Raw genomic sequence first — 2,656 nt, 5'->3', positions numbered from 1 at the left:
TTCTATCTCGAAGGCCTGCCGTGCAACGAGTCTCTGGATAAAACCATCTGCAACGGCCTTTACTATTCCCCCGTATTTTTCGATCTTCTCCATCTCTTCCTCGATCTTCTGCTCCATCTCCTTCGTGATCGTTTCGATAAAGTAGCTCCCGGCGAGAGGGTCAACGGTGTCCCTGAGGCCCATCTCATCCATGAGGAGCTGGAGGGTGCGGAGAGAGAGCAGCGCCGAGTGCGGAGTGGGGATCGTGTACGCCTCGTCATAGCTGCACAGCGCCGTTGTCTGGGCGCCGGAGAGGGCCGCAACAAGCGCGTAGTACGCGCCGCGCATTATATTGTTCTCCGGCTGCTCTTTGGTGAGACCGTATCCACCGCCCCCGAAGAGTCCACGGAGAAAGAGGTTCTGAGGTTTCTTCACCTTATATTTCTCTTTCAGGTTCCTCGCCCAGAGCTTGCGGGCTGCCCTGAATTTTGCGACCTGCTCCCACATGTTTCCGAAGACGTTGAGGTTAAATGAGAACCTCCCGACAAAATCGTCAACGTCGTAACCCCTTGCAAGGACGTTGTCTATGTAGGCGTTTGCTATAAGGATAGCGCAGGCTATCTCCTGGGCAGGCGTTGCCCCTGATTCCCTGATGTGGTAACCGCAGACGCTTACGGGATTGGTCCTCGGCATAACGGTCATCGAATACTCGATCGTGTCACCGATAAGCTTCACCGCGGGCTCGACAGGAAAGATCCATGCCCCGCGGCCGATCATCTCCTTCAGGATATCGTTCTGGGGGGTTGCCGATATTATCTTGGAATCATAACCATATTTCCCGGCAACGGCCTGGTACATGGCGAGCATGATCGACGCGACGGCATTGATCGTCAAGCCTGACCCGATCTTGTCCAAGCGTATATCCTTAAAGGCGATCTCAAAGTCACGGAGGGTGTCGACTGCCATACCGACCCTGCCGACCTCACCTTCGGACATGGGGTCATCGGAGTCGTATCCCATCTGCGTGGGAAGGTCGAAGGCGACGTTCAGCCCTGTCTGGCCGTGAGAGATCATCAGCTTGAACCGTTCGTTTGTCTCCTGCGGGGTCCCGAAGCCGGTATACTGCCTCGTGGTCCATGCCCTTGACCGGTATCCGAGCGCATGTATGCCCCGCGTATAAGGATATTCGCCGGGGTCTGCAACGTCTTTTTCATACGAAAAATCTATCCCTTCAAGGTCTTTCGGGGAATATGAAGGCTTAACGTGGATACCTGATTCGAGTATAACGTCGAGGATTTGATCTTTTTCGTCTTTTATATAACGTGCCACAGCCATGGTTCCCTCCTATTTCTTTAACACAGTCGATTGCAGGAACTTTATCGTTTCAGCAAGAGGTGTTCCACCGGGAAAGATGCCGGCCACCCCCATCTCTTTCAGCTTCGGGATATCTCTTGAAGGGATAACGCCGCCGACAAAGACCGTCTTATCGCCTATCCCCTTTTCCCGGATCTTCTGGAAGAGCCGCTGGGTAATGGGGATGTGTGCGCCCGTCATAATGGAAAGCCCTATCACGTCAACGTCTTCCTGAATAGCGATATTGACGATCTGGTCAACCGTCCTGTGCAGCCCTGAATAGATGACCTCCATCCCGGCATCCTTAAGTGCCAGCGCCACAACCCTGGCGCCCCTGTCATGCCCATCAAGCCCTGGTTTTGCTATTAAAACCTTTATCCTCTTCGGTGTTCCCATGAAGTTCCTCCTGAAAATTACGGTTTTATTATTTAAGACATTCCTTTGCAATGGTCGTTTTTAATATCTCCGATGTGCCGCCGCCGGAGAGAAGAAACCGGGCGTCCCTGAAGTACCTTTCTGCCGGATACTCCTCTGCGATCCCATATGCACCGTAGATCCGTGTCACCTCATCAACGACATAATTTGCGGTCTCCGTGGAATAAAGCTTTGCCGTGGCTGCCTCCTTCTTTGCTGCCAGCCCCTTATCCTTCAGCCATGCCGCGTAGTAGGTGAGAAGCCAGGAGCTTTTTATCCGCATCTCCATCCCGGCTATCTTTTCCTGTATAAGCTGGAAATTGCCGATCGGTTTACCGAACGCCTCGCGCTCTTTTGCATACCTGAGCCCCGCCTCATAAGCGCTTTCCGCAAGGCCCAGTCCAAGCCCTGCGACCATTACTCTGCTCTCGCTTAAGATCGCCTCGAGGTACTGCACGCCTTTTCCTTCCTCACCGAAAAGGTTTTCCTTTGGTATACGGCATTCGTCAAAGATAAGTTCCGTAGCTGCCGATCCCCGCGCGGACATCTTGTCTATCGTCTGCCCCACAGAAAAACCCGGCGTGTCTTTTTCGACAAGAAAAAAGGCAATGCCCTTAAGTCTTTTCGACGGATCCACCGTGGCGGCAACGGTAACAAAATCTGCTACTGCCCCGCTTGTGATCCAGAGCTTTCTCCCTTTCAGGACATAACCGTCCCCTTCCCTGTAAGCCCTTGTCCTCATTGCGCCGAGGTCAGAACCGCAGTCCGGCTCGGTGAATGCGATGGTACCTATCTTTCGGCCTGCCATGGCAGGGATCAGGAGCCTCTCCCTCTGTTCCTTGTTGCCGAATCTATGGATGAAATCAGTTCCCATGAGGCACTGCATCGTCACTATTGCCGCACAAGATAT

3 protein-coding genes are annotated in these 2,656 nt (G+C 53.3%); all 3 read right to left on the bottom strand.

All coding sequences use genetic code 11. From position 1 onward, the window contains the following. Nucleotides 1-1,314, bottom strand: a 1,314-nt coding sequence (locus PHU49_16900; GenBank protein MDD5245688.1) for a methylmalonyl-CoA mutase family protein, incomplete at its 3' end; no start/stop codon positions are given. A gap of 9 nt (nt 1,315-1,323) precedes the next feature. Continuing rightward, entirely contained in the window at nt 1,324-1,728 is a 405-nt protein-coding gene (locus tag PHU49_16895) for a cobalamin B12-binding domain-containing protein (protein MDD5245687.1), read from the bottom strand. Nucleotides 1,729-1,756: 28 nt separating this feature from the next. Then, a partial coding sequence (locus PHU49_16890) for an acyl-CoA dehydrogenase family protein (GenBank protein ID MDD5245686.1) occupies nt 1,757-2,656 on the bottom strand: 900 nt, incomplete at its 5' end.

It is taken from the genome of Syntrophorhabdaceae bacterium, assembly GCA_028713955.1.
Taxonomy (GTDB): domain Bacteria; phylum Desulfobacterota; class Syntrophorhabdia; order Syntrophorhabdales; family Syntrophorhabdaceae; genus UBA5609.
The sequence above is the reverse complement of the archived record's forward strand: the minus strand, read 5'-3'. Positions and strand labels throughout refer to the sequence as shown.

What these genes read in the sequence shown, in the direction of transcription:
- PHU49_16895 (MDD5245687.1), bottom strand. Translation starts at nt 1,728, where the DNA reads ATGGGAACACCGAAGAGGATAAAGGTTTTAATAGCAAAACCAGGGCTT.